The following is a 23,376-nucleotide window of genomic DNA, read 5'->3' on the forward strand; positions in this document are numbered from 1 at the left end:
GCGGACACCGTCCCGCGTCCGCACCGGCGGCCGGAAATTCCGTCGCGCCGGCGACGGGGCCGGTGTTAGGTTCGCCGTCATGACCGAAACCCCACCCAACCGTCGCGACCGCGCCGCCGACGGCGAGCGCGAGACGCTGGAATCGTTCCTGGACGACTACCGAGACATCGTGGTGCGCAAGGTTTCCGGTCTCGCCGACGCCGATGCCCGCCGTCGGCTGGTGTCCTCGGCGACCACGGTGGGCGGCCTGGTCAAGCACCTGCGCTGGGCCGAATACGGCTGGTTCGATCAGCTGCTGCAGGAGCGGGTCGATGACAACCGCCGCCTGCACGAGCGGGAATGGGAGTTCGAGTTCCTGCCCGAGGAGTCACTCGCCACGTTCATCACCGAATACCAACAGCAGTGTGAGCAGTCCCGCCAGATCGCCGCGCGGTACCCGCTGGATCACACCGTGCCGCATCGCCGGTTCGGCCGGGTGTCGCTGCGCTGGATCTACGTGCACATGATCGAGGAGACCGCCCGCCACTCCGGGCAACTCGACATCCTGCGCGAGCAGCTCGACGGCGCAACCGGTTTCGACGGCTGAGCCACGGCCGCGGGACGCGGTGAAATTGCGGCCAGGGTCGCGGTTCAGCCGAAAAGCACAGCCCTAGGCGCAATTTCACCAGCTAGGCATCGAAGCCCCACCGCGAGCGTGCGCAGAAACGGTGAAAACCTCGGCGTGTCGGCCGGGGACACGCACGCTCGCGCGGAAGAGGGCCCTACAGTTCGCGCAGCTCGCGCTTGAGGATCTTGCCGGTGGGGTTGCGCGGCAACTCGTCGAGGAAGATCACCTCGCGGGGCACCTTGTAGCGGGCCAGGTGCTCCTTGACGTACAGCTTGATCGCGTCCTCGTCGACGCTGGAATCGGGTTTCTTGACCACGAACGCGCGCAGCCGCGCCCCCCACTCCTTGTCCTCGACGCCGAGCGCGGTGGCCTCCACCACGTCGGGGTGCCCGCTGATCAGGTCCTCCACCTCGGCGGGGAACACGTTCTCGCCGCCGGAGACGATCATCTCGTCGTCGCGGCCGGACACGTAGAGCAGCCCGCGCTCGTCGAAGTACCCGACGTCCCCCGACGACAGCATCCCGTCGATGATCTGCTTGCCGCCGCCGCCGGTGTAGCCCTCGAACGGGAAGAAGTTGCCGACGAAGATCCGCCCGACCTGACCCTGCGGCAGCTCGTGGCCGTTCTCGTCGAGGATCTTGACCTTCACGCCCTTGACCACCGGCCCCACCGTGGACGGGTCGTGCTGCAGATCCTGCGGCCGCGCGATGGTCGCGAACGCCACCTCGGTGGAGCCGTACATGTTGTAGATGACCGGCCCCAGGTCTTTCATCGCCCGGCTGGCCAGCTCGCCGCCGAGCTGCGAACCGGACACGAACACGATCCGCAGCCGCGACAGATCCGGCCGCGGCTCGGTCTTCTCCAGCTGGTCCAGCAGCCGGGACAGCATCACCGGGACGACGACCATCGCGGTCACCTGGTGCTTTTCCAGGTCCTCCAGCACGGTGGCCGGCTTGAACCGGCGCCGCAGCACCAGCGTCGACCCGAAGAACATCGCCAAGGTGGCGTGCAGATACCCCAGCGCGTGGAACATCGGCGACGGCAGCGACGTCACCTCGCCGGCCTTGAACGGCACGTGCGACAGGATGCCGCCGACCGGGGCCAGGGTGGCCGGGGTGGCCCGGTTGGCGCCCTTGGGGGTGCCGGTGGTGCCCGACGTCAAGATGATGATCGACGCGTGCTTGGTCACCTTCGGCGGCGGCGCGGCGCTGCCGCGGGCGACCACCTCGGCCAGCGTCTCGTCGGTGGACCCCGACGGCTGGTCGCTGTCCGGGTTGACCCCCAGCGCCCGCAGCTTGCCCAGCGGCGGGTTGGCCGCCGCGACGGCGGCGGTGTACTCGTCGTCGTAGATGATGACCTTGGCGTTCTCCCGCTCGGAGACGTCTTTGATCTGCGGGCCGGAGAACTCGCTGTTGAGCATGATCATCCGGGCGCCGACCCGGGCGCAGCCGTAGTTGGCGATCAAAAACCAGCGGTGGTTGCGGGCCAGGATCGCCACCCCGTCACCGCCGCGCACCCCCATCGCCAGCAGCCGGTTGGCCACCGCGTTGGCGGCGTCGTCGAGCTCTCTGAAGGTCAGCGTGCCCTCGTCGTCGATGACCGCCGTGCCGTTCGGGGTGCGTCGCGCGTTGAGGGCGGGAATCATGCCGAGCTCCCCCCACCGCACCCCGTCGGCGATCGCGGTCGCGAGCACCTGCGGAGACTCCAGCTTCAACGCGCCGGATTCCAAGACTTTGCGCAAGTAGTGCAGTTCGGCCGAGCCGCGCTCGGCATACTGCTGGACTTTGGCCACGACCTGCCCGGGCAGGTCAATGAGGTTGAGCATGGGTTCACAATATGTGACCGGCGTCGCAGTGCGGCACCGATCTCTACCATCGAACCCATGGCCGCTCGCCTGGCGCTCGATGTCGGCGAGCACCAGGTCGTCATCACCCACCCGGACAAGGTGGTCTTCCCCGAGCACGGCATCACCAAGCTGGACTTGATCCGCTACTACCTGGCCGTGGCCGACGGTGCGCTGCGCGGGGTGGCGGACCGGCCGATGATCCTGAAACGCTTCGTCAAGGGCATCGACGCGGAGGCGATCTTCCAGAAACGCGCCCCCGCCAGCCGCCCGGACTTCGTCGACGTCGCCGAGCTGCGGTACGCGTCGGGCACCTCGGCCGCCGAGGCCGTCATCCGCGACGCCGCCGGGCTAGCGTGGGCGATCAATTTGGGATGTGTGGACCTCAATCCGCACCCGGTGCGCGCCGACGACCTGGACCATCCCGACGAGCTGCGCGTCGACCTGGATCCGATGCCCGGCGTCGGCTGGGCGCAGATCGTCGAGGTGGCGTTGGTGGCCCGCGAGGTGCTGGAAGATCACGGGTTGACCGCGTGGCCCAAAACGTCGGGGTCGCGCGGCTTTCACCTGTACTCCCCGATCCGCCCGCGCTGGCCGTTTGCCCAGGTGCGGCTGGCCGCGCAGACGGTGGCCCGGGAGGTCGAGCGGCGGGCCCCGGAGCTGGCCACCAGCCGCTGGTGGAAGGAGGAACGCCGGGGGGTGTTCGTCGACTTCAACCAGAACGCCAAGGACCGCACGGTGGCGTCGGCGTATTCGGTGCGGGCCACCCCGGACGCCCGGGTGTCCACGCCGCTGCACTGGGACGAGGTCGCCGGAGCCGACCCGGCCGCCTTCACCCTCGCCACCGTCCCGGACCGGTTCGCCGCGATCGGTGACCCGTGGTCGGGCATGGACGACGCCACCGGGGGCCTGGAGCAGTTGCTGGCCCGCGCCGAGGAGCTGGGCCCGGCCGAAAAAGCCCCCAAGGGCGCCCGCAAAAGCGTGGACGGGCGACGCGCGTCCCCGATGCCGCTGATCGAGATCGCCCGCACCAAGACCCGCGAGGAGGCGATGGCCGCGTTAGACACCTGGCGGGACCGCTACCCGACGGTGGCCGCGCGGCTGGAGCCACCCGACGTCCTGGTCGACGGGATGCGCGGGCCCAGCTCGATTTGGTACCGGATCCGGATCAACCTGCAGCATGTGCCGGCCGCGCAGCGGCCCGCGCAGGAGGAGTTGATCGCCGACTACAACCCGTGGGACGGCTATACCGGCCATCAGCGGCGCCCGGAAGGTTAGTCTCACGCGATGCGGCAGTTGAGTCGACGCGGGTTCCTGAGTGTCGCCGGCGCGGCCGGGCTGCTGGCGGCGGCCGCCTGCGCGTCGGAGCAGCCCCCCGAGAAGGCGTCGGACGGCGGCGCCCCGGTGACGATCCCGCACCTGTTCGGCGAGACCACGGTGCCCGCACCGCCCAAACGGGTGGTCAGCGCCGGCTACACCGGGCAGGACTACCTGTTGGCGCTGGGGGTGGTGCCGATCGCGGTGACCGACTGGTTCGGCGGCCAGCCGTTCGCGGTGTGGCCATGGGCGCAGCCCAAGCTCGGCGACGCCAAACCGGTCGTGTTGAACCTGGACAACGGAATTCAAGTCGACAAGATCGCCGGGCTGAAGCCGGACCTGATCGTGGCGGCCAACGCCGGGGTGGACGCCGACACCTATCAGAAGCTGACCGCGATCGCGCCGACCGTCCCGCAATCCGGCGGCGACGCCTTCTTCGAGCCGTGGAAGGATCAGGCCGCCGCGATCGGCCAAGCGGTGTTCCAGGCCGATCAGATGAAATCACTGGTCGACGGCGTCGAGAAACGCTTCGCCGACGTCGCCGGGGCGCACCCCGCCTTCAAGGACAAGAAGGTGCTGCTGCTGCAGGGCCAGCTCCAGGGCGACACCGTGGTGGCGGTGACGGGCTGGAGCACCACGTTTTTGACCCAGATGGGGCTGCTGATCGCCGACAGCATCAAGCAGTTCGCTGCCGGCCAGCGGGCCGCCATCCCGCGCGATCAGCTCAAGGGTGTGCTCAGCGGCGCCGAGGTGCTGATCTGGACCATCGACAACGACGACGACAAAACCGCCCTGCTCGCCGACCCGGACATCGCGGCGGTCCAGGACCGCAGCATTTTCACCAGCAAGGAGCAGGCCGGGGCGATCGCGTTCGGTTCGCCGCTGAGCTACCCGCTGGTGGCCGATCAGTTGCCGCCGCTGCTGGCCAAGATCCTGGGCTAACCACCCGCGTCTGAGCGTTTGCTAAGGCGGCTCTGGCAGTGCTCGAAAACTTCTGGCCGCGCTGGCTACTCGGCGGTAACTTCGATGCATGAGTGTGGCAACGGATCTCATGGTGACCGACACCGTTTTGGACTACGGCGACCGGGCACTGCTCCTGCAGTTCGACAACACCGCCGAGGTGCTGGCCTGGACCGCCGCCCTGCGCGACGCGGCGCTACCCGGCGTGGTCGACATCGTTCCGGCCTCGCGCACCGTGCTGGTGAAACTCGACAGCGCCCGCTACCAGGGCGCCACCCGGCAACGGCTGCGGAAACTGCAGGTCCGTCCGGAGTCGGTCCCGACCGCCCCACCCGGGGACCGCATCGATGTGGTGATCGACGTCGTCTACGACGGCGCCGATCTGGCCGAGGTCGCCGACTACACCGGGTTGACCATCGCCCAGGTCATCAACGCACACACCGCCACCCCGTGGCGGGTGGGGTTCGGCGGTTTCGCACCGGGCTTCGCCTACCTGGTCGGCGGCGACCCGCGGCTGATGATCCCGCGCCGATCCGAGCCGCGGACCGCGGTGCCGGCCGGTGCGGTGGGGCTGGCCGGCGAATTCAGCGGCATCTACCCGCGCCGGTCGCCCGGCGGGTGGCAGTTGATCGGGCACACCGACGCGGTGCTGTGGGATATCGACCGGCCGCAGCCGGCGCTGCTGACGCCGGGCCTGTGGGTCCAATTCCGGGCCGTGTAGCCGCGGGGAGGAGACGACCATGACCACGCTGGAAATCCTGCGCACCGGGCCGCTGGCCCTCGTCCAGGACCTGGGTCGCGACGGGCTGGCCCATCTCGGGGTCACCCGCTCCGGGGCCGCCGACCGACGCTCGCACACGCTGGCCAACCGGCTGGTGGCCAACCCCGACGACCGGGCCACCATCGAGGTGATGTTCGGCGGGTTCGCCGCCCGGGTCCGCGGCGGCGACCTCGACATCGCGGTGACCGGCGCCGACACCGACCCCACCGTCAACGGAGTGGCGTTCGGCTCCAACAGCATCCAGCACGTCCGCGACGGTCAGGTGATCGAGCTGGGCGCGCCGTATGCCGGGCTGCGCACCTATGTGGGGGTGCGCGGCGGCGTCGACGTGACCCCGGTGCTGGGGTCGCGCAGCTACGACGTGATGGCGGCGATCGGCCCGTTGCCGCTGCAGGCCGGCGACGTGCTGCCGGTGGGCGCACACACCGACGACTACCCCGAGGTCGAGCAGGCCCCGGTCGCCGCCATCGACGAGGGCGGTCTGCTGGAGCTGCAGGTGGTGCCCGGACCGCGGGACGACTGGCTGGAGGATCCGGACGCGCTGGTACACAGCATCTGGATGGTCACCGACCACAGCGACCGGGTCGGGATGCGCCTGGAGGGCCGCCCGCTGCGGCACCGCTGGCCGGACCGGCAACTGCCCAGCGAGGGCGCCATGCGCGGCGCGATCCAGGTGCCGCCCAACGGGTTACCGGTGATCCTGGGGCCCGACCACCCGGTCACCGGCGGCTACCCGGTGGTGGGGGTGGTGACCGAGGACGACGTCGACAAACTGGCCCAGATCCGGCCCGGTCAGTACGTGCGGCTGCACTGGTCGCGGCCCCGGTCCCTCCCGTCCGGGCGGCCGGCCTGGTAGACCAAAGGGTGTGCAGACCCAGGTTCACACCGCCCGGCTCGTCCACACCGCCGATCTCGACCACGAGACCCGGCACGGCGCCCACCAGATGGTGGTTGACGCCTACGCCGGCGAGTTCAGCGACGCCGACTGGCAGCACGCGCTGGGCGGCATGCACGCCCTCATCTGGCATCACGGCGCCCTGATCGCGCACGGCGCGGTGGTGCAGCGGCAGCTGCTCTACCGCGGCGCCCCGCTGCGCTGCGGTTACGTGGAAGCCGTTGCGGTGCGGGAGGACTGGCGCGGCCAAGGCCTGGCCACCGCGGTGCTGGACGCCTGCGAGCAGGTGATCCGGGGCGCCTACCAGGTCGGTGCGCTGAGCTCGTCGGACATCGGCCGGCGGCTGTATACCTCGCGCGGCTGGCTGCCGTGGCGCGGACCGACGTCGGTGCTCGCCCCGACCGGAACCACCCGCACCCCCGACGACGACGGGACCGTGTTCGTGTTGCCGGTGCAGGTCGAGCTGGACCCGACGGCGGAGCTGACCTGCGATTGGCGCGACGGCGACGTCTGGTAGGTAGCGTGGAGCAGGTGAGCGCCCCTGCCCCCGACCCGGAACGGTTCGACCGCCTCTACCGCGGCGAGCCAACCTTCGACGGCCTGCCCAAACCCGCCGGCATTCCGTGGGACGTCGGGCAGGCGCAGCCGCGGCTGATGGAGTTGGAGGCGCTGGGCGGCATCGACGGCGAAGTCCTCGACATCGGTTGCGGGCTCGGCGACAACGCGATCTTCCTGGCGTCCCGCGGGTACTCGGTGACCGGGCTGGACGGTTCCCCGGCGGCGATCGACCGGTGCCGCACCCGGGCCGCCGAAGCCGGTGTCACGGTGACGTTCGGCGTCGCCGACGCCACCAACCTGACCGGCTACGACGGGCGGTTCGACACCGTGGTGGACAGCGCGCTGTACCACTGCCTCGACGACGACGGCCGCCGCGCCTACGCCGCCGGCCTGCACCGCGCCACCCGGCCCGGCGCCCGCTGGCACCTGTACTGCTTTTCCGGCGGCAACGTCAACGGGGTCATCGCGCCGATGGGTGCGGTGCCCGAGACCAACATCCGCGACACCTTGACCGGCGCCGGCTGGCGCATCGATTTCCTGGGCCCCACCACGTATCTGGCCAACACCGCGGGCTTTCTCGGCGACGCCGACGCGCTGCCCGAGGCGATGCGCGAACAGCTCGGCGAGGAGCGGGTTGCGCAGATGCGGGAGTTGGCGGCCCGGTTTAAGACCATCGGCCCGCTGCTCGCCGACGAGCGGGTGCATCTGCCGTTCACCGTGGTGCACGCCACCCGAGTCGGCTGAACCGACCAGCGCCGAGGCGCGTCGTTCACCGGCCCGTTCGCTGCGTCGCCCGCGCGTAGATCGGTGCGGCCGCGACGGTGGTGAATGGTACGGCCATCGGGAATTCGGTGCTCACCGAGCGGATTTCGTGGCTGCGCACGATGGTGGCCAGGGCCAGGGTGGCCTCCAGCATGGCGAAGTGGTCGCCGATGCAGGACCGTGGTCCGGCGCCGAACGGCAGATACTGCCACCGGTCGCGGCCCTTGGAGTTTTCCGGGCTGAACCGGTCCGGGTCGAACTCTAGCGGTCGGTCCCACAGGGCCGGATCGCGATGGAGGGCGTAGATCCCGACCGCCAGCATGGTGCCCGCCTCGACGCGGTAGCCGTCGACCGTGATGTCACACGTGGCGGTACGGCCGGTGATCGCGCCGGGCGGACACAGCCGAAGCGCCTCGTGGAGCACCTGAACGGTGTAGGACAACCGGGGCACGTCGTCGGAAGTGAGCTCCCGGTCGCCGAGCTCGGCGACCTCGGCGGCCACCTTGCGTTGGATGTCGATGCGGTTGCCCAGCTCCCAGAGCGCGTAGGTCAACGCGGTCGCGGTGGTGTCGTGGCCGGCCAGCATGAAAACAACCAGCTCGCTGCAGATTTCGTCATCGGTCAGGGCACTGCCGGTGGCCGGGTCAGCGGCGGCGATCATCGCCTGCACCAGCGGTGCGTCGCGGGTGGGATCGGTGCGGCAGGCCTGCAGGATGTCGTTGGCCAGCCGATGCAGGGTGGCGGCGGCGGCCCGGGCGCGGCGACGAGCCGGGGTCGGCAGCCAGCGCGGGGCCCGCACCGGCGCCACCGCGCGATCCGCGACGTAGCTCAGCGCAACGCGCAGCGGGTCGGCGATGGCCTCGGTGTGGTCGTCCAGGTCGAGCCCGAGCACCGAGCGCCCCAGTGCGCGCAGCGTCAGCCTGCGGCACTCGCGATCGAGGTCGATCGGAGCCCCGGCCGGCCAGCCGGCGGCGACCATGTCGGCGGCCTGCGCCATGTGCCCGCCGAACGCGCGCACATGCTGCTTGGTGAACAGCGGCTGCAGCGTGCGGCGGCGCGGCAGCCACGGTTCATTGGGCAGGTCAAAGAGGTTCGGGCCGAGCAGCCGGCGCATCTCCTCATGAGCTTGCGCTCGGTCAATCGCTGCCCCGCTGTGGCCCAGCACATCGTGGGCGCCCTGCGGCGAGGTGACCGCCACCGCAGGCGGCAGCAGCCATTTCGGCGCCAAAACGACCCGGGTGACCGGCCCGCCGGCGTCCCGCAATGTTTCGAGCCCGGTGTGAAAGTGGCGGACGGCGTGCAGTCGTTGCCGGTAGGGCAACGGGTTCCTCGGCGCCAGCGGCAGTGCCCGAAGGTCGATGTGCTCGCCGGTTCCCGGACGGGTCGCGGTCTGTTGCGCACTCATGGGGTGCGGCCCCCCTGCGTGACGACCGCACGCGGCGGGGTCGCCGGTGTGTTCGCTTTCCTGACCCGGTGTGCTTTGGCGACGCGGGCGATGTATCCGGGCCGGAGCAGCCTGGTCGGTGGGTCGATCATCCCGGTGACCCTCATGAACTGCCCCGCGGCGACCGGGTCGGTTTCAGCGGCGGTCAGCACCCAGTTCAGGTAGGCGTTGCTGATCCGCATCGACAGCGGGCGGTGTCCGGGAACTTCGGGTAGCGCCAGATCCGAGCCGACGGCCGTCCGCCAGGCCACCCCGATCGGTTTGGCCGCGGCCCGGAAAAACCGCCGAGGCAGATCCGCATCGCCGCGAGCCAAACAATCCCGCAGTAGCAGCGCCTCGATCGCGGCGACGGTCATGCCCTGCCCGTAGATCGGGTTGAAACTGCAGATCGCGTCGCCGAGGATGAGGAACCCCTGGGGAAATCGGCGCATCAGGTCATAGCGGCGCCACCGGTTGGACGGCACCCGATGGTGGCACACGTCGCCGAGCGGCTCGGCGTCCCGAATCGCGTCCAACGCATGGGCGGGCGCGAAATCTGCCGCGAATTCGCACATGTCGGCACAACCGCCGGGGGGTTTGAGCCCGGCCATCGCGCCGACACCAAACATCCACGTGTCGTTCTCGTACTCGACCAGACCAAACATTCTCGGCCGGCCCGGCTCGGGGAAGACGGCAATGAAGTGCTCGGTGACTGCGCCCGGTGGCAGGCGCAGCAATTGGCAGGTGTAGGCGAGTTGCACCACCAATTCGTCCTCGGGTGGGCGACCGTAACCCAGATCGGTCAGCAAGCTCGGTGCGCGCGAGCCCCGGCCGGTGGCGTCGACGACGAGGTCAGCCGCCAGCGTGGCTTCGCGGTCGCTGCCCCGATCCACCACCACCACCCCGGTGACCCGGTTACGCCGCACCGTGGACGTCAGAGCGGCGACCTCGTGGCGTTCGCGAATGGTCACGTTGGGCAGGGAACGCACCCGCCGCCGCACCTGCCATTCGAGGAGCGGCCGGCTCGGAAAAGCGATCGCCGGCGCGTTCGGCGACGTGCCGGACGGTACCGTTCGGTGGCCGCCAACCGAAATGCGGATCCGGGAGAAGTCCCCGTCGTCCCAGCTGGGGACGCCGCTTTCGGCAAGCTCATCGGTGAATCCGGGGAACAACTCGTCGAGGATCTCGCTGCCCCGCGCCGACAGCGCGTGGATGAGCCGGCCCTGCGGCACGCCCCGCCGGTTCACCGGAGCGGTGGGCAACGCGTCGCGTTCGACCACCGTCACCCGCTCGTAGAAGTCGGCGAGCACGCGGGCGGCCACCAGGCCCGCCATGCTGGCGCCGAGCACCACCGCGTGCTCGCTGTGTGTGGTCATCACGCACACCCCCAACATCTCCAAACAAAGCGCCGTGCGCAGCAACACGCGTCGTACGTGCGACCAATTAATCAGCCCGGGCACGGCGCTGCCTCAGCCGAACGGTTGAAATTTGGGGCGGCACGGCGCGGCCCAAAATCGAGTGGTCGCCTACTCTAGATGCCCCGTTTTGCCTGGTAGCAGACTTGAGGCCAGTAGCGAGGGCAGGGGTGTGCCATGCAGAAGTCCGCCGGCCAGGCGAGCCCACCGATGGACTGCGCCGCGGTGTCCCTCGACGACTTCTCCCGGATCGTTTCGGGCATCTACAACTCCGCGCTGGCCCCCGATGACTGGACCGCGGTGCTGGGCGACATTCGGCAGACGCTCGACGCGCAGGCCTGCGGGTTGGTCGTCGCCGAAGGCAAGACCCGGTCCATCAAAAGCGGCAGCCTGCTGCCGGAGGCGCAGACCCCGTACTGCGCGTACTACCACCAGATCGACTACGTGCTCGAGGCCGTCGAGCAAAGCCCGGTGGGGTTGATCCACCGCGGCCAATCGCTGGTCGCGTTGCGGGCGCGGTCGGAGTTCGATGCGGACTGGCTGCGTCCGCACCGGATGGACGACGGGTTGTTCGTGCGGCTGACCGACGGCGCGGCACCGATCTGCTTCGTGGTCGCGGGGCCGCGGCACCCGGAGCCGTTCGTGAAGCTGATCGCCGCCTTGGTCCCGCACCTGCAGCAGGCGCTGCGCACCGAGACCCGTCTTGGCGACCTGCAGCGTCGCTGCCACGGGCTCGACGAGGCCGCCCACGCGCTGCGTCACGGTGTCGTCATCGTCGCGCACGGGCCGAGGATGCTCTACGCCAATGCCGCCGCCGAGCAGATGCTGTGCTCCGCCGACGGGCTGCGGACCCGCACCGGGCGCCTGGAAGCGGTGCTCCCCAGCGCCGACACCGACCTGCAGCACGCCGTGCAGGCCGCGCTGGCGCCGGGAAGCACCGACCGGCGCGGCAGTTCGTTCCCGTGTCCACGACGGTCCGGATCGCACCCGTACCTCGTGGACGTCGTGCCGCTGACGGCAGCGACCGAACCCGAGTCGCCGCGCCGCGCCATGATCGTCATCGTCGATCCCGACGACCAGCCCGATCCGCCCGCCGCGGTGCTGCGCCAGGTGTACGGCCTCACCCCCGGCGAGGCCGACGTCGCGTTGCTGGTGCTGGACGGTCACGGTCTTAAGCACATCTGCGACGAGCTGTCGCTGTCCCAGGCCACGGTCAAGACGCATCTGCAGCACGTCTTCGACAAGACCGGCACCCACCGGCAAGCCGAGCTGGTCCGGGTGCTGCTGTCCCTACGCTCGGTGTGTCGGTGACGCGGCCCTAACCGCGCCGCGGCGCGCCCAGCAGCCGCCGGGTGAGCAGATCCAGGCCGTAGCCAAGCACACCGATCACCACGATCACCGCGACCACCTGCCCGTAGGCCAGCTGGTCGCGGGCGTTGAGGATCTGGTACCCCAGACCCGAACGCACACCCAGCATTTCCGCGGGCACCAACACCACCCAGGCGATGCCCAACGCCACCCGCAGCCCGGTTTGCAGATGCCCGCGGATCGCCGGCAGCACCACCGCGGTGAGCAGTTCGGCACGGGTGGCGTGAAACGAGCGGGCCACCTGCAGGTGGCCGGGGTCCACGGCGTGCACCCCGGCCGCGGTGTTGATCAGCACCGGCCACACCGCGGCCGCGGCGATCAGGAAGATCACCGGTTCGTCGCCGATCCCGAACAGCGCCACCGAGATCGGCGCCCACGACAGCGGCGAGATCATCCGCAGGAACTGGATGATTGGGTGGGCCGCCCGCTCGGCGGTGTCGCTCAACCCCAGCAGCAGCCCCAGCGGAATCCCGATGACCGCGGCCACCAGCAACCCGGCGATCAGCCGCCACACGCTCACCGCGATGTCGGGCAGCAGCACGCCCCGGCCGAGCAGTTCGGTCAGCGCGGCGACCACCGGCCCCGGCGCGGCGTGCCGCAGCAGGGATTGCGCCGGTGCCAGCACGCCGGTGGCCAACCACCACAGCGTGATCGCCGCGGCGACGGCCACCGTCGGCGGACCCCACCGCCGCAGCGCGGGGGCGGCGGTGTCACGCACGGTCATCACAGTCCACCTGTTCAATTCGGGTGAGGTCGGCGGGCAGCCCGAACGCGGCGGGACCGCCGTGCCCGGTCAGCGCCGACCGGACGAAGCTGTCGTCGACCAGGTCGGCGTGCACCCGGTCGAGGTCGAGCCGGTCGAGGAAGCGGCGGTCGCCGTCGACGACGGTGTCGCCCATCGCCTCGACCAGTCGGCGGGTGAAGCTGGGAAACGGGAAGGGCTGAAAGCCGAGCTGCTGGGGCCGCCACTGCGGATGGGTCAGCCCCGGCGACACCGGATAGCTCAGCGCGGTGTGAATGGCCGGCGCCGGCTGCGGCAGGTAGCCATGGGCCAGCGTCGTCGCCGCCGCCGCGCGGTCGGCGTTGATGCGCCGCTGGGCGCCGACGATCGCCTCGACGAGGCCCTGCGCGGCCCGCGGCCGGTGTTCGAGCAGATCGGCGTGGGCCAGCACCACGCAGCAGGCGTGGTCGCGCCAGACATCGCCGAGGAAGGTGTGGATGCGGCCGATGCGCCGCAGCTGCGCCATCGCGTTGAACGGGTCGGCCACCACGTACCCGGCGATCGAGCGGTTGGCCAGCGCCGGAACCATGTCCGAGGGGCTCATCACCACGAGTTCCACGGTGCGGGCCGCCCGCGAGGCGCCTTGGCGCACGACGGGTTTGAGCCCGTGCGCCCGCAGCAGCTGTTGCAGGATGATGTTGTGGATCGACCACCAGAACGGGATGGCCACTTGAGCGCCGGCGAGTTGGTCGAGGCCGCCGATGTGCGGGGCAACGGTCAACGCCGACCCGTTGGTGTGATTCCAGGCCAGGATCCGCACCCGGGATCCCAGCACGGCGCGCAGCTGGATGGCGGTCGGCATCAGCATGTGCACGGCGTCGACCTGACGGGTGACGAACGCTTCGGCCAGCGATGCCCAGCTGCGGAACAGCACGGGTTTGGCCGCGCTGACCACGTCGGGCGGGTAGAGGCCGGCCGCGTGCGCGATCAGCAGTGGTGCCGCGTCGGTGATCGGCAGGTAGCCGATCCGCAACCGACCGCTGGTGTTGGTGCGGTCGGTGGCGGCGGCGTGCACCAGGTCGGCGGCGACGGCGAGGCCGCCGGCCGCGGCCAGCGCGGCCGTGCCGGTCAGCAGGGCGCGGCGGGAGACGGCGGTGCTCATTGGTCCCCCGTGCCATAGCGGTCCAGGATGTCTTGCCGTAGCGTGTCTTTCGCTGTGCCGGTGTCGGGCCGCCATTCCCGTCGGATCCGCCCGTCGGGCCCCAGCAGCAGCACCCGGTCGGCCAGGAGCAGGGCTTCGTCGACGTCGTGGGTGACCAGGACGACGGTGATGGCCAGCTCGGCGGCCAGCGCACCCAACCAGCCCTGCAGGTCCGCGCGGGTGGCCGGATCCAGCGCGCTGAACGGCTCGTCGAGCAGCAGCAGCCGCGGCCGGACCGCGATCGCGCGGATCACCGCCGCCCGTTGCGCCTGTCCGCCGGACAGTTCGTCGGGGTAACGGTCGGCGACCGGCTCCAGCGCGAACCGGCGGATCAGCTCGTCGGCGTAGCCCGGCTCGAACGCGGCCCGGTGCGCGGCCAACCGCCCGGCGAAACCGACGTTTTCCCGCACGGTCAGCCAGGGCATCAGCAGCGGCTGCTGAAACACCATGCCGGTCTGCGGGCGGGACGCGGCCCCGTCGCCACCCCAGTCGATGCTCCCGGCGCTGAGCTCCTCCAACCCGGCGAGCACCCGCAGCAGGGTGGACTTGCCGCTGCCGCTGCGGCCGAGCACGGCCAGGAATTCGCCCTCGTCGATGGCCAGGTCGACACCGGCCAGCACCGGGGTGTCACGGTTAAAGCTTTTGTGGCCACCGGTTATTCGTACTGTTCCAGTTCCCACCGCAGTTGTCCCTCCGAGGGTGATTGGACCGGCAGAAAGGCGGCCTCGCGAAACCGCCGGTTGGCGGCGCTGCCCAGCACGTAGCCAGCGCCGCCGCACAGCGTCGATTCCAGCCGGGTGGCGTTGACCGCGGTGGTGGCGGCGTCGAGCCGCAGCCGGATCAGTTCGGGCAGCGCGGCCCGAAGCGGGGCGCGGGCCGCGGCAGACACTTGCTCACCCAGGGCCCGATGCGCGGTGCGCAACCGCTGGGCCTCGGCGCGGAAGTGCCGGTCGATGCCGGCCGACGTCGCCTGGGCGGCATCGAGGGCCGCGCCACCGATCCCGAGGCAAAAGGCGGTCTGCAGCAGCAGAAACGTCGGCCGGATCCGGTGTACGAATCCGGTCAGGTCGGTGCTGATCAGGTCGTCGGGGTGCACCCGCACCCGGTGCAGGGTCAGCGAGGTCGACGCTGTTCCGGTCAACGCCATCAGCGGTGGCGACGGATTGATGGTGACACCGGGCGCATCGGCGGGCACCGCCGCCACGTAGGTTTGGCCGTCAGCGGCCCGGGCCGGCAACACGATCAGGGCGTCGGGAAACACGTTGGACGCCCAGCGGATCGGCCCGCTGATGGACAGCCCGCCGTCGGCCCGCTCGGCGGTCAGCGGCACGGCGCCCAGCCCGGCCACCTGCCGCAGCCCGGCGGCCATCGCGGTGACGCCCACCCGGATGCCGGCCCGCAGGTCGGGCAGGTGCCGGTCGCGCAGCGACGGCGGCGCCAACTGCAGGTATTCGATGGCCATCCGCTGCGCCCACGCGGAGAACCCGGCGGCCAGGCTGGCCTCCGATACCGCCGCGATGACCTGGGCCATCCGGTCCACACCCAAGGCCAGCAGGCCGCGCTGTCCCAGCGCGGCGATGTCGGCGCGCACATCGGTGCTACCCGCGTCCAGGGCCGCGGCGCGCTCGGCGACCGCGTGGACCGCGCCGCGCAGGTCGGGCACGGCGGCCGGGGCGGTGGTCACGGCAGGTCTTCCAGGCCGGGCAGGCGGTCCACCGGGGTCTGCACCGCGCCGCGGGCGCGCAGCACCGCGTCGTGGTCGGGGGCGTCGTAGAAGCACAGGCACTTGGCCATGTCTTCGCGGACGTAGGTGCGCAGGAAGCTGACCTCCGGCACCTCCGCGTACTGCGGTGCCTTCGCGGCCTTGCGGGCCAGATAGGTGTCCATATCCAGTTCGGCGGGCAGATCCCACTCCACCAGGTAGCCGGCGGTCGGTCGGGCCGCCTTCAGCGCGTCCAGCGCCGGGCCGACCAGTCGGACCGGATCGGGCCCAGCGACCTGGTCGGCGCCGGCGGTCGCCGGGTCCAGTGGCGGTGCGGTGCCGTCGTACTCGGCGATAACGAAGACCCGGCGGTAGCCGGCGGTGACCTGGGCCTCAATCAGATCACCGCCGGCGGCGCCGATTTGGGTGTCGACTTCTTTGATCAGGAGCTCGGTGGCGTCGCGACCGGGGTCGGCGGGAACCACTTCGTACAGGTACAGGGCCATCCTCAACTCGCTTTCTCCCGCGGGCTCACCACCCGGCTTGGTCTCGGACGCTGGCACAGACAGACCACTCTGTCTATGCCGATGCGATCGGCTAACGTGAAGCGAATGGACACCACTGAGCGTGTGGCACCCGGGCCGATCGGCGGCCCAGCCCGGTCGGCCGCCCCCGCCGAGCGTCTGTTGGCCACCGCGTCACACCTGTTCGCCGCCAACGGTATTCGCGCTGTCGGGATCGACCGGATCCTGCGCGACTCGGGGTGCGCGAAGGCCAGCCTGTACAGCTCCTACGGGTCGAAGGACGCGTTGGTGCTCGCTTACCTGTCCCAATTGGATCAGGCTGATCGCAACCGATGGCGGCGGGCGGTCGAAACCGCGACCGATCCGGCGGTGAAGGTGCTCACCTTCTTTGACTTGGCGGCCCGCGGCGCGCGGCAACGCGACTTCCGCGGTTGCCTGTACGCCAACGCCGCCGCCGAGTTTCCCGGGGTGCCGTTGACGCCGGTGCGCGCGCACCGGCGGTGGGTGCGGGCCACCCTCACCGAACTGGTGCGCGAACTAGGCGCATCGGATCCGGCCGCGATCGCGCGCGAGGTGCTGCTGCTCTACGACGGTGCGCTGACGGCCTCCAAACTGGAGCGGTCCGTGCAGCCGATCCGGGACGCCCGGCGCCTGGCCGCCCGGGCCCTCGACCGCGCCCAAGGCGGCGACTGATGCTCACGAATCGCCAGGTCAACCGGTGAGCGGATATTCACGGTAGCGACACTGCCAGCAGCGTTTCGGCAACAATGCTTTCTTAGCGTGGCGCCATGCCACGTTCACACCTCATCACCGACTGGGATCCCGAAGACATCGTCGCCTGGGAATCCGGCAATAAAACCGTCGCCCGCCGCAATCTGATCTGGTCGGTGGTCGCCGAGCATGTCGGCTTCTCGATCTGGTCCATCTGGTCGGTGATGGTGCTGTTCATGCCGCAGGCCGTGTACGGGTTCTCCGCTAGTGACAAGTTCCTGTTGGGCGCCACCGCAACCCTGGTGGGTGCGTGCCTGCGCATCCCCTACACGCTGGCCACCGCGACGTTCGGCGGCCGCAACTGGACAATGTTCTCCGCGTTCGCGCTGCTGATCCCGACGATCGGCACGCTATTGCTGATGGCGCATCCCGGGCTGCCGCTGTGGCCGTACCTGGTCTGCGCGGCGTTATCGGGCTTCGGCGGCGGCAACTTCGCCTCGTCGATGACCAACATCAACGCCTTCTACCCGCAGCGGCTCAAAGGCTGGGCGCTGGGACTCAACGCCGGCGGCGGCAACATCGGGGTGCCGGTAATCCAACTGGTCGGCCTGCTGGTCATCGCCACCGCCGGCAACCGGGCTCCCTATTGGGTGTGCGCGGTCTACCTGGTGTTGCTGGCATTCGCGGGCATCGGCGCGGCGCTGTACATGGACAACCTGGAGCACCACCGAATCGACCTGTCGGCCATGCGCTCGATCCTGTCGGTGCGCGACACCTGGATCATCGCGCTGCTGTATATCGGCACCTTCGGCTCGTTCATCGGCTTCTCGTTCGCGTTCGGCCAGGTGCTGCAGATCAACTTCACCGCCGGCGGCCAAACCGCGGCGCAGGCCTCGTTACATGCCGCGCAGATCGCGTTCATCGGTCCGCTGTTGGGGTCCATCACCCGCGTGTACGGCGGGAAGTTGGCCGACCGTATCGGCGGCGGCCGGGTCACGCTGGCCGTGTTCGCCGCGATGATTCTGGCCGCCGGGCTGCTGGTCGCCGCCAGCACCAACCAAGGCCATGGCGTGGCCAACACCGCCACCATGGTCGCCTACGTGGTCGGCTTCGTCGCGCTGTTCGCCCTGTCCGGGATCGGCAACGGTTCGGTATACAAGATGATCCCGTCCATCTTCGAGGCCCGCAGCCGCTCGCTGGACCTCACCGAGCCCGAACGTCAACAGTGGTCGCGGGCCATGGCCGGGGCGCTGATCGGATTTGCCGGCGCCATCGGCGCGCTGGGCGGGGTGGGCATCAACCTGGCGTTGCGGCAGTCCTACCTGACCAGCGGTTCGGCGACCACAGCGTTTTGGATCTTCGTCGCGTTCTACCTCGGTGCCGCCACGCTGACCTGGATGCGCTACGTGCGCCGACCGGTCTGGGCCACCGCGCCGCAGGCCGCGCTGGTGCGCGTGTAACTCAGCTCTCGTCCTCCGCAGGGGCGCGGCAACCAGGCCGCGCCCCTGCGGTTTTTTGCGTTGGACCCAAGCGCGCAGTGAGGAAAACTTTTCCGGGCATTAACACAGGGGCAACCGGGCAGGCTTTCAAGTGTGCAGCGGTCGCTGACGTACCACCCGAAATCCTCGCCATGACAGTGGACTTCACCTGCGACAAGCAGGTAGGCGACCCGTGTCCATATCCACGCGTAGGCGGCCACTGAGCCGAGATCGCGCCAGGTCAGAACGTCCAGGAGATCCCCAACTTCCGCGGAGGGTCATCACAGGCCTTGCCACGTATGCTCTTTCCACGTTAGTAGACGTTTCTGGCTATTAACTTACCAGCAGGACACGGTCAAAGCCGTCAAGAGATAAGAGGGATTGATGCTCCTAGAATTCTGGGAGAACTTCCGGCACAACCTGTTCAAACCGTTGCTGCTGTTCTTCTACCTCGGGTTCTTGATTCCGGTCCTCAAGGTGAAGCTTGACTTCCCCAGCGTCATCTACCAGGGCCTGACCATGTATCTGCTGTTGGCCATCGGTTGGCACGGCGGTGAAGAACTGGCCACCATCAAGCCGTCCAGCATCGCCAGCGTTGTCGGGTTTATGGTGGTCGGCTTTGTCTTGAACCTGGTCATCGGGTTTGTCGCCTACCTGCTGTTGAGCTGGATGACCTCGCTGCGGCGCGTCGATCAGGCCACCATCGCCGGCTACTACGGGTCGGACTCGGCGGGAACCTTCGCCACCTGTGTCGGCGTCCTCGCCAGCGCCGGCATCGCGTTCGACGCCTACATGCCGGTGATGCTGGCGGTGATGGAGATCCCGGGATGCTTAGTCGCGTTGTATCTGGCGGCCCGGCTTCGGCACAAAGGGATGGACGCGGCCGGGTTCATGCCGGACGAGGCCGGCTACCCAGTGACGGTGACGGTCGGCCCCGGGTCGGCCACCCAGCCGGCCCCCGGACACACCCTGATCGAGCAAGAGCTGGGGACCGAGCCGGGACTGGAAGTGTCGCTCGACGAACGGACGCCGCCTGAACCGGGCGCCCGCACGCCGCGCATCGTCTCCCCCGAGCTGCTGCGGGAAGTCTTGCTCAACCCGGGACTATGTCTGCTGTTCGGCGGCATCATCATTGGCTTCGTCAGCGGGCTGCAGGGCGAAAAGGTCGTTCACGACGACAACACCTTCTTCATCTCGGCGTTTCAGGGTGCGCTGTGCCTGTTCCTACTCGAAATGGGCATGACGGCCTCCCGCAAGCTCAAGGACCTGAAGTTCGCCGGCCGCGGCTTCATCGTCTTTGGCCTGTTGGCGCCCAACATCTTCGCGACGCTGGGGATCGTCACCGCCCACGTCTATGCCGACCTCACCCACACCGCGTTCAAGCCGGGCACCTACATCCTGTTTGCCGTGCTCTGCGGCGCGGCGTCGTACATCGCGGTACCCGCGGTGCAGCGGCTGGCGATTCCGGAGGCGAGCCCGTCCCTGCCGCTGGCCACATCACTCGCGCTGACCTTCTCCTACAACGTCACGATCGGGATCCCGCTGTATACCGAGGTCGCCCGCATCGTCGCGCACTGGCTATAACCGGATACCACGCACATGGATCGAAATCGTTTGGAATACCCAATGAGTCATGCACACCACGCTTGGTATCGCTGCCACGGTCGCGCCGGATATCTGCACCGTCGCCGGCACCGGCCGTGGCGCAACAGGGGATCGTAAGAACTCGGATCCACTCCGGCCGATCAAGCCTCGGTCAATGGTCGAATTCCGGAATTGATTCGATGATTGATTTCTTTTGGGCCCGCCCAACTTAACCCGTGCCGACTCGGCAGCCGCGGGATTTGCTGTGCCCACAGCCCATAACCCGAGGTAGGTCTCACCCGAACTGGATACGTCGCAGTGATTACTGGTTTACGTCGCGATTACGCGATCGCAACCAGATACGAATCCTCTTGCAGCACAATCTCTGTATCAGGACGCGACACCTATTCGGATGGAAAAGAACGAAAGAACCGATACTGCACCATTTCCGAAGGCGCGACGGAAGTTCGTGCCTGGCGGACCGGGCTGAAGCCTGAACACGGTCCGCCTAGTAGCTAGGGGTATACGACATGGATTTCGGGATGTTACCGCCGGAAATCAACTCGGGCAGAATGTATTCTGGTCCGGGTCCGGGCTCAATGTTGGCCGCCGCGGCCGCCTGGGATGAACTGGCCACCGAATTGGGTTCGGCCGCATCCTCCTACGATTCAGAAGTTTCCAGCCTCACCGGCGGGGCGTGGTCGGGCCCATCCTCGGCGGCGATGGCCTCCGCCGCCGCGCCCTACGTGGCATGGATGAGCGCCACCGCGGCCCAGGCCGAACAGGCCGCCACCCAGGCCAAGGCGGCGGTGGCGGCCTATGAGACCGCGTTCGCGGCGACCGTTCCGCCGCCGGTGATCGCGGCGAACCGCTCGCTGTTGGCGACGCTGGTCGCAACCAACTTTCTCGGCATCAACACACCGGCCATCGCGGCCACCGAGTTCCACTATGCCGAGATGTGGGCCCAGGACGCCGCCGCGATGTACGGCTACGCCGGCGCCTCCTCGACCGCCACCCAATTGGAGGCGTTCAGCTCACCGCCGCCCACCACGAACCAGGCCGGGCTGGCCACCCAAAACGCCGCGGTGGCGCAAAGCGCTGCCAGCTCCGGCGGTTCGACCGTGCAGTCGGCGCTGTCCGAACTGGCCTCGCTGGTGCCCAACACGTTGCAAAGCCTGGCGACGACGGTCACCTCGACCTCGACCTCGACGTCGTCGGGAACGTCGGGACTGCAGTCGATCATGTCCAGCATTTCCACCATCGCGTCGAACCTCACCGGGGCGTACTCCCCAGTCGGGGTGCTGGGCATCCCCGGCGGCTGGTGGCTGACGGCCACCCAGATCCTCGGCATTGCGCAAAACGTGCCGGGGGTCAACGCCTTGCTCGCCGGCCCCAAACCGATTACCGGGGCCCTGGGTCCACTCTCCGGCGGCTACATGTCGTTGCAGACGCCCACATTGGCCTCGGGTTTGGGTGGCGGTCCGGTAACGGGCGCGATCGGCCGCGCTGGCCTGATCGGCCAGCTGTCGGTGCCCAGCAGCTGGGCGTCCGCGGCGCCGGCCGTGCGGACCGCCGCGCTGGCGATGCCGAGTGCGGCGCTGAATGCCGCTCCGGTGGCCGCCAGCAGCGAGAGCGGCCTGTTCACCGAGATGGCGTTGTCGAGCCTGGCTGGGCGCGCCCTCGGCGGCACCGCCGCCCGCTCCGTGGTCGGCGCCGGTGCCCGCGTTGGGGGCAGCGCAGCGGTCGCCGCTGCCGCTGCCGAGGAGGCCAACACCGTCAACATCATTGTGATCCCGACCGACGACTGAGGAGGCCCAGATGTCCCAGGAGACAACGCAACACGCGGTACTGGCGGTGGCGGCAGCCAACCTGGCCGGGCTCGGGTTGTCGATGACGGCGCACAATGCGGCCGCGGCGATGCCGACCACTGGTCTACTTCCAGCCGCCGCCGACGAGGTGTCGACGCTGATCGCCGCCCAGTTCGCGGCGCACGCGCAGATGTATCAGGAGGCTACCGCCCAGGCGAGCGCGCTGCACCGGGCCGTGGTCGGCAAGCTGACGTCGCTCATCGGCTCCGATGCGACGACGAATCCGCCAGCGCGGTCACAGTCGACTAAAGGAGCAGTGTGACAATGGATTTTTGGTCGTTGCCGCCGGAGATTAACTCCGCGCGAATGTATTCCGGCCCGGGCTCCGGGTCGTTTCGCGCCGCCGCTGCGGCGTGGGACGGCCTGGCCGCTGAGCTGCAATCGGCCGCCGCCGGGTATGGCGAGGCGATCGCCGGATTGATCGGCGCGTCATGGACGGGTCCGTCATCGGAGTCGATGGCCGCGGCAGCCGCACCATATGTGGCCTGGTTGTCGAACACCGCGGCGCAGGCCACCGAAGCCGCCACCCAGTCGCGGGCCGCGGCGGCCGCCTACGAGACCGCGTTCGCCGCAACGGTGCCGCCGCCGGTGATCGAGGCCAACCGAAGCCAGTTGGCATCGCTGGTGGCCACGAACATCCTCGGGCAGAACATTCCGGCGATCGCGGCCACCGAGGCTCAGTACGGTGAGATGTGGGCCCAAGACGTCGCGGCGATGTTCGGCTACGCCGCCTCGTCGGCCACCGCGACCCAGGTGACGCCGTTCAGCCAGCCGCCGCAGACCACCAGCGGATCCGGGCTGGCCAGCCAGGCGGCCGCCGTCAGCCAGGGCAGCGGTGCCTCCGCCGCCACCAGCACCCAGTCGGTCCTGGGCAAGATTCCGCAGCTCCTGCAGGACCTGGCCACGGCCACCACCAACTACAACACACAGATGGGCAACCTGCTAAACGGGTTGACGGGGAATTCGTCGGCGGGGTCGATGTATTCGAGCGGGTTTTCCACGCTGGCGTCGGTCACCAAGTTCAGCACATTGGCGAACGATTCGATGAGCGTACCCAACTTGGGCATGGTGCAGTTCAAGACGTTCTTCCAGCCGCCGGTCGCCCCGGACATCCCGAAATCGGCGCTAGGAGCGGGCCTTGGCCTGCAACCAGCGACGGCCCCCAGCGCGGTCCGGGCCGTGTCGGCAGGTGTGGCTGAAGCGTCCACGGTGGGCCGGCTTTCGGTCCCACCGGCCTGGGCAGCCGCCACCCCGGCGGTCCGGCTGGCCGCCAACGTGTTGCCGTCCGCCAGTGCAATGGCCGCCCCGGCCTTCGACATCCCCAGTGGCCTACTCAATCCGGCGACGTTGGGCAGCCTGTCCGGGGGGGCGTTGGGCGGTTCCGCGCCGCGTGTCGCCAGTGGAGCCCGCGTCCTGAGCCGCACCGTCTCGGACAAGGAGGAGGGCAAGGGCCCGGTCAAACTCGATCGGGTCATCGCCCAGCTACAGCAGCGGCCGGACACCGTGCAGCACTGGCAAGTCGACGAAGCGGGCCTCGATGACCTGCTCGCCGAGCTGGCGAAGAAACCCGGCAACCACGCGGTGCACTTGAAGCGCGGCCCCAAGACCGCACCATTGGCTCCGCATTCCCAGTTGGGTTAGCCACGGCCCGATCACCT

At 69.3% G+C, this 23,376-nt stretch carries 22 protein-coding genes; 14 read left to right on the plus strand and 8 right to left on the minus strand.

The features are described from left to right. The first annotated feature begins 79 nt into the window (after nt 1-79). Nucleotides 80-586: a DinB family protein gene (locus BKN37_RS01820; protein ID WP_071020384.1), complete on the plus strand. Its 507-nt coding sequence runs from the start codon at nt 80-82 to the stop codon at nt 584-586. Nucleotides 587-761: 175 nt separating this feature from the next. Here the strand turns inward: BKN37_RS01820 and fadD2 are convergent, their stop codons facing one another. Beyond that, nucleotides 762-2,432 (minus strand): long-chain-fatty-acid--CoA ligase FadD2, encoded by a 1,671-nt coding sequence (gene fadD2, locus BKN37_RS01825; RefSeq protein WP_071020389.1) that lies wholly within the window; start codon nt 2,430-2,432, stop codon nt 762-764. Nucleotides 2,433-2,489: 57 nt separating this feature from the next. Between fadD2 and ligD the strand changes: the two genes are divergently transcribed. From ligD to BKN37_RS01855, 6 genes are all read left to right on the plus strand, one after another. After that, nucleotides 2,490-3,728, plus strand: a complete 1,239-nt coding sequence (ligD, locus tag BKN37_RS01830; protein WP_071020392.1) for a non-homologous end-joining DNA ligase — start codon at nt 2,490-2,492, stop codon at nt 3,726-3,728. 9 nt (nt 3,729-3,737) lie between these two features. Further along, nucleotides 3,738-4,709, plus strand: coding sequence for an ABC transporter substrate-binding protein (locus BKN37_RS01835; protein ID WP_071020396.1), 972 nt, complete (start codon nt 3,738-3,740; stop codon nt 4,707-4,709). Nucleotides 4,710-4,797: 88 nt separating this feature from the next. Then, nucleotides 4,798-5,448 (plus strand): 5-oxoprolinase subunit B family protein, encoded by a 651-nt coding sequence (locus BKN37_RS01840; protein WP_071020399.1) that lies wholly within the window; start codon nt 4,798-4,800, stop codon nt 5,446-5,448. A 19-nt stretch (nt 5,449-5,467) separates the two neighbouring features. Next, nucleotides 5,468-6,364, plus strand: coding sequence for a 5-oxoprolinase/urea amidolyase family protein (locus tag BKN37_RS01845; protein WP_071020403.1), 897 nt, complete (start codon nt 5,468-5,470; stop codon nt 6,362-6,364). Between the two features lie 10 nt (nt 6,365-6,374). After that, complete coding sequence (locus tag BKN37_RS01850; RefSeq protein WP_071020406.1) at nt 6,375-6,920, plus strand: GNAT family N-acetyltransferase; 546 nt, start codon at nt 6,375-6,377, stop codon at nt 6,918-6,920. Between the two features lie 14 nt (nt 6,921-6,934). Continuing rightward, nucleotides 6,935-7,705 (plus strand): class I SAM-dependent methyltransferase, encoded by a 771-nt coding sequence (locus BKN37_RS01855; protein WP_071020529.1) that lies wholly within the window; start codon nt 6,935-6,937, stop codon nt 7,703-7,705. A 25-nt stretch (nt 7,706-7,730) separates the two neighbouring features. Here BKN37_RS01855 and BKN37_RS01860 read toward each other — a convergent pair whose 3' ends face one another. Next, a complete protein-coding gene (locus tag BKN37_RS01860; RefSeq protein ID WP_071020411.1) occupies nt 7,731-9,128 on the minus strand; it encodes a cytochrome P450 in 1,398 nt (465 codons plus the stop codon). Further along, nucleotides 9,125-10,522, minus strand: a complete 1,398-nt coding sequence (locus BKN37_RS01865; RefSeq protein WP_071020533.1) for an FAD-dependent oxidoreductase — start codon at nt 10,520-10,522, stop codon at nt 9,125-9,127. The genes BKN37_RS01860 and BKN37_RS01865 overlap by 4 nt, the downstream gene beginning before the upstream one ends. Before the next feature lie 216 nt (nt 10,523-10,738). On the opposite strand from BKN37_RS01865, the gene BKN37_RS01870 reads away from it, so the two are divergent. Beyond that, on the plus strand, nt 10,739-11,872 hold the full coding sequence (locus BKN37_RS01870) for a helix-turn-helix transcriptional regulator (RefSeq protein ID WP_242657047.1): 1,134 nt from the start codon (nt 10,739-10,741) through the stop codon (nt 11,870-11,872). Between the two features lie 7 nt (nt 11,873-11,879). Here BKN37_RS01870 and BKN37_RS01875 read toward each other — a convergent pair whose 3' ends face one another. From BKN37_RS01875 to BKN37_RS01895, 5 genes are read right to left on the minus strand one after another with little or no spacing between them, the layout of a single operon-like run. After that, a complete protein-coding gene (locus tag BKN37_RS01875) occupies nt 11,880-12,653 on the minus strand; it encodes an ABC transporter permease (protein WP_071020418.1) in 774 nt (257 codons plus the stop codon). Next, nucleotides 12,640-13,812: an ABC transporter substrate-binding protein gene (locus BKN37_RS01880; RefSeq protein ID WP_071020423.1), complete on the minus strand. Its 1,173-nt coding sequence runs from the start codon at nt 13,810-13,812 to the stop codon at nt 12,640-12,642. The genes BKN37_RS01875 and BKN37_RS01880 overlap by 14 nt, the downstream gene beginning before the upstream one ends. Continuing rightward, complete coding sequence (locus tag BKN37_RS01885; protein WP_071020426.1) at nt 13,809-14,531, minus strand: ABC transporter ATP-binding protein; 723 nt, start codon at nt 14,529-14,531, stop codon at nt 13,809-13,811. The genes BKN37_RS01880 and BKN37_RS01885 overlap by 4 nt, the downstream gene beginning before the upstream one ends. Continuing rightward, on the minus strand, nt 14,507-15,535 hold the full coding sequence (locus tag BKN37_RS01890; protein WP_071020429.1) for an acyl-CoA dehydrogenase family protein: 1,029 nt from the start codon (nt 15,533-15,535) through the stop codon (nt 14,507-14,509). The genes BKN37_RS01885 and BKN37_RS01890 overlap by 25 nt, the downstream gene beginning before the upstream one ends. Beyond that, nucleotides 15,532-16,059, minus strand: coding sequence for a DUF4242 domain-containing protein (locus tag BKN37_RS01895; protein ID WP_071020432.1), 528 nt, complete (start codon nt 16,057-16,059; stop codon nt 15,532-15,534). The genes BKN37_RS01890 and BKN37_RS01895 overlap by 4 nt, the downstream gene beginning before the upstream one ends. A gap of 105 nt (nt 16,060-16,164) precedes the next feature. Here BKN37_RS01895 and BKN37_RS01900 point away from each other — a divergent pair, with 105 nt between their 5' ends. The 6 genes from BKN37_RS01900 (at nt 16,165) to BKN37_RS01925 (ending at nt 23,359) form a co-directional block, all read left to right on the plus strand. After that, nucleotides 16,165-16,770 (plus strand): TetR/AcrR family transcriptional regulator, encoded by a 606-nt coding sequence (locus tag BKN37_RS01900; protein WP_071020436.1) that lies wholly within the window; start codon nt 16,165-16,167, stop codon nt 16,768-16,770. Between the two features lie 95 nt (nt 16,771-16,865). Beyond that, nucleotides 16,866-18,248: a nitrate/nitrite transporter gene (locus BKN37_RS01905; protein ID WP_071020440.1), complete on the plus strand. Its 1,383-nt coding sequence runs from the start codon at nt 16,866-16,868 to the stop codon at nt 18,246-18,248. Between the two features lie 402 nt (nt 18,249-18,650). After that, entirely contained in the window at nt 18,651-19,850 is a 1,200-nt protein-coding gene (locus BKN37_RS01910; RefSeq protein WP_071020443.1) for a sodium-dependent bicarbonate transport family permease, read from the plus strand. 530 nt (nt 19,851-20,380) lie between these two features. After that, the gene (locus tag BKN37_RS01915; protein WP_071020448.1) at nt 20,381-21,658 is read left to right on the plus strand and encodes a PPE family protein; all 1,278 of its coding nucleotides are present in this window, start codon (nt 20,381-20,383) and stop codon (nt 21,656-21,658) included. Between the two features lie 10 nt (nt 21,659-21,668). Continuing rightward, the gene (locus tag BKN37_RS01920; protein ID WP_071020451.1) at nt 21,669-21,980 is read left to right on the plus strand and encodes a PE family protein; all 312 of its coding nucleotides are present in this window, start codon (nt 21,669-21,671) and stop codon (nt 21,978-21,980) included. 2 nt (nt 21,981-21,982) lie between these two features. Continuing rightward, entirely contained in the window at nt 21,983-23,359 is a 1,377-nt protein-coding gene (locus BKN37_RS01925; RefSeq protein WP_071020455.1) for a PPE family protein, read from the plus strand. The last annotated feature ends 17 nt before the right edge of the window (nt 23,360-23,376 follow it).

This window comes from Mycobacterium talmoniae (assembly GCF_001854525.1).
In the GTDB taxonomy this organism is placed as follows: Bacteria; Actinomycetota; Actinomycetes; order Mycobacteriales; family Mycobacteriaceae; genus Mycobacterium; species Mycobacterium talmoniae.

Bases quoted from the DNA above. Each gene is read 5' to 3' on its own strand.
- BKN37_RS01820 (WP_071020384.1), top strand. From the start codon at position 80: ATGACCGAAACCCCACCCAACCGTCGCGACCGCGCCGCCGACGGCGAG.
- fadD2 (WP_071020389.1), bottom strand. From the start codon at position 2,432: ATGCTCAACCTCATTGACCTGCCCGGGCAGGTCGTGGCCAAAGTCCAG.
- ligD (WP_071020392.1), top strand. From the start codon at position 2,490: ATGGCCGCTCGCCTGGCGCTCGATGTCGGCGAGCACCAGGTCGTCATC.
- BKN37_RS01835 (WP_071020396.1), top strand. From the start codon at position 3,738: ATGCGGCAGTTGAGTCGACGCGGGTTCCTGAGTGTCGCCGGCGCGGCC.
- BKN37_RS01840 (WP_071020399.1), top strand. From the start codon at position 4,798: ATGAGTGTGGCAACGGATCTCATGGTGACCGACACCGTTTTGGACTAC.
- BKN37_RS01845 (WP_071020403.1), top strand. From the start codon at position 5,468: ATGACCACGCTGGAAATCCTGCGCACCGGGCCGCTGGCCCTCGTCCAG.
- BKN37_RS01860 (WP_071020411.1), bottom strand. From the start codon at position 9,128: ATGAGTGCGCAACAGACCGCGACCCGTCCGGGAACCGGCGAGCACATC.
- BKN37_RS01865 (WP_071020533.1), bottom strand. From the start codon at position 10,522: ATGACCACACACAGCGAGCACGCGGTGGTGCTCGGCGCCAGCATGGCG.
- BKN37_RS01870 (WP_242657047.1), top strand. From the start codon at position 10,739: ATGCAGAAGTCCGCCGGCCAGGCGAGCCCACCGATGGACTGCGCCGCG.
- BKN37_RS01875 (WP_071020418.1), bottom strand. From the start codon at position 12,653: ATGACCGTGCGTGACACCGCCGCCCCCGCGCTGCGGCGGTGGGGTCCG.
- BKN37_RS01880 (WP_071020423.1), bottom strand. From the start codon at position 13,812: ATGAGCACCGCCGTCTCCCGCCGCGCCCTGCTGACCGGCACGGCCGCG.
- BKN37_RS01895 (WP_071020432.1), bottom strand. From the start codon at position 16,059: ATGGCCCTGTACCTGTACGAAGTGGTTCCCGCCGACCCCGGTCGCGAC.
- BKN37_RS01900 (WP_071020436.1), top strand. From the start codon at position 16,165: ATGGACACCACTGAGCGTGTGGCACCCGGGCCGATCGGCGGCCCAGCC.
- BKN37_RS01905 (WP_071020440.1), top strand. From the start codon at position 16,866: ATGCCACGTTCACACCTCATCACCGACTGGGATCCCGAAGACATCGTC.
- BKN37_RS01910 (WP_071020443.1), top strand. From the start codon at position 18,651: ATGCTCCTAGAATTCTGGGAGAACTTCCGGCACAACCTGTTCAAACCG.
- BKN37_RS01915 (WP_071020448.1), top strand. From the start codon at position 20,381: ATGGATTTCGGGATGTTACCGCCGGAAATCAACTCGGGCAGAATGTAT.
- BKN37_RS01920 (WP_071020451.1), top strand. From the start codon at position 21,669: ATGTCCCAGGAGACAACGCAACACGCGGTACTGGCGGTGGCGGCAGCC.
- BKN37_RS01925 (WP_071020455.1), top strand. From the start codon at position 21,983: ATGGATTTTTGGTCGTTGCCGCCGGAGATTAACTCCGCGCGAATGTAT.